Annotated in this window: 2 protein-coding genes and 1 pseudogene; 2 read left to right on the plus strand and 1 reads right to left on the minus strand. The window is 55.5% G+C overall.

What is annotated here, in order from left to right:
* Positions 1–188, minus strand: a 188-nt coding sequence (locus tag LKD37_RS17320) for a hypothetical protein (RefSeq protein WP_302930305.1), incomplete at its 3' end; no start/stop codon positions are given.
* Between the two features lie 535 nt (positions 189–723).
* On the opposite strand from LKD37_RS17320, the gene LKD37_RS17325 reads away from it, so the two are divergent.
* Complete coding sequence (locus LKD37_RS17325) at positions 724–1,074, plus strand: TnpV protein (RefSeq protein WP_302930306.1); 351 nt, start codon at positions 724–726, stop codon at positions 1,072–1,074.
* A gap of 59 nt (positions 1,075–1,133) precedes the next feature.
* A pseudogene (locus tag LKD37_RS17330) lies at positions 1,134–2,371 on the plus strand (DNA methylase); the annotation flags it as partial.

Genomic DNA, 2,371 nt, shown 5'->3' on the forward strand with positions numbered 1-2,371 from the left:
TGCCCTTTGAGGAGCAGGTGCTGGTACACGCACAGCGTCCGGACGCAACGGCTGTGTTGGAGATAGAGCGCTGGAATCATCAATTCGGCCGATGGGTCAATAAGGGCGCTACCGGCATTGCCGTATTTGATCGGGACTATCCGGGACGCACGCGCCTCAAGTATTATTTTGATATATCCGACACCCACGAAAGCCGTTTGTCCCGCCCCGTGCCGCTCTGGCAGGTGCCTACCGAGCAGGAGCCGGATGTGATCGAAGCATTGGAAAACCGATTCGGTGCGCTGGACGATAAAGGCACATTGGAGGAAGCCATAGTATCCGCCATGGAAAACGCTGCGGCGGACAATATGACGGACTATCTTGATGATCTGCAGAATTGCCGGGACAACAGCCTGCTGGAAGAACTGGACGAGCTGAATTTATCAGTTCTCTATCGCCGTCTGCTGGAGAACAGTACGGCGTATATGTTGATGTGCCGCTGTGGGCTGGAACCGGATGAATATTTTGATCCGGAGGATTTCTCCGAGGTGTTCAATTTCAATACCCCGGAAACGCTGAATGCCCTGGGCGTGGCCACACGGGATATTGCCGAAAGCGGTTTGAGCGCCATCGCATTGACCGTCCGAAGCCGTCAAAAGCAAATTCGCACAATTGCGCAGGCACCGGGAAATGAGTATCCTATAGACAAGCAAACAGAAACACAGACCGAAAGGAGCGAAAACCATGGAACTGACATACATGATGAAGGACGGCTACCGGCTGCCGGATCTGCTGCCGCCGCAGGAGCCGGAAACAGCCCTTGGGAAATACGGCCTGCTACGCCGGAGGTATCTGAAGGAGCACCGGAAGGTGCTGTTCACGAACCTGCTGACATCGGGCAGGCTGAACGAGCATCTGGCGGAGATCGACCGGACGGCGCGGCAGCGCGTGGAACAGACGGTGACGGCGATGGCTCAGGCCGAGGGCGTGACGGAGGAGCTGAAAGCCGCCGACCCGATGAAGTGGGTGGGGCTGATGAACAACCTGAGAAACGCCGCCGAGGAGACAGTGCTGGCGGAGCTGATCTACAGCTGAACACCGAACCCGAAGAAGCGGACAGTGCGGAGGAAGCAACCTCTGAGCTGCCCGCTTTTTTGGATGAAAAGAAAATTTTCGCCATCATTGAAAACCGCAATGATGATCTAATCTACAAGAAGGCACAGATTGAACTGTTTTTCCTGTCACATCCGGACGAGGCCGAGCGTGCCGAATATCTCCGCTCGGCATATCAAGACCGTTTCACCGAGATCCTTGCAGACGGAGCACGGCTGGGGTATCGTCCGCAGAAAAACGGTCTGCTCATGTGGGAGGGCGCATATCTTTCCCGTACCAGCGAAAGCGTTTTTTCATGGAAGCTGGTGGCAGGCTTTACGGCACAGCTCATTGACAAACGGGAATACTATGTCAACACCGAGATCAAACCGTTTGTGCCGATGGAATCACAGCAGCTTACGCTGTTTGATATGCCTGCGTTCGACCAACCGGAGGATACACCGGTCGCACCACTACTCTCCCATCCCAAGCTGCCGCAGCAGATCATGGATGAAGCCCTGTGCGTAGGATCCAACGATGAGCATAGCCGGCTGATCATCTGCGCTTACTTTATGAAGGATAAGCCGGACAACGCCGCATTCCTGCAAAAACACTACGGCGAGAACGGTGCAGGCTTCTATTTTGGCGGAGAGAAAGTTTCGCTTTGGTATGACGCCGAGGGGATGCGTATTGCCCGCGGCAGCACGGCGCAGCGGAGCAATGCCACACTGATCTCCTGGGAGGAAGCGGCAAAGCGTATCCGGGAGCTGTTGGAGCTGGGGCGGTATATGCCGCAAAGTGAATTGGATGAGGTCGATCACTACGAGCGGATGCGGCTTGCTGACAGCATTGCCTACACCAGCCGGGACATGACAACGGAAGCGAGAAACGCGGGATTTCTGCCGCTGGCCATGCTGGCGCAATCCGTCAAGGGCGGCTATCCGGAAACGCAGAAGCAAATTTATGAGCTTCTCTGTGCGCCGGATACGCTGCAAAAGTGCGTGGACGAATGGACGGCGTTCAACGCCGCGCTGGATGCAGGGCAAGACCTTTTGCGTTTTCGCTTTTACCGTCCGAAAGAGATACTGGAGCGGCTCCGTGATCTACAACGGGAGCCGCTTCATTTTACCGTTGCCGACGGGTTTGCTCCCGACCGGCAATTTTTTATTTCCGCCGATGAGATCGACAAGGTGCTGCGTGGATGGGACGGCAGCACCGACTATCGCCTTGGCGTGTACGCTTTTTACGCCACGCACAAGGATAAGACCGAGCGTGAAAAATACCTCAAGGATTATCACGG

Source organism: Brotocaccenecus cirricatena (assembly GCF_020687045.1).
Classification (GTDB): Bacteria; Bacillota; Clostridia; order Oscillospirales; family Oscillospiraceae; genus Vescimonas; species Vescimonas cirricatena.

What these genes read in the sequence shown, in the direction of transcription:
- LKD37_RS17325 (WP_302930306.1), top strand. Translation starts at nt 724, where the DNA reads ATGGAACTGACATACATGATGAAGGACGGCTACCGGCTGCCGGATCTG.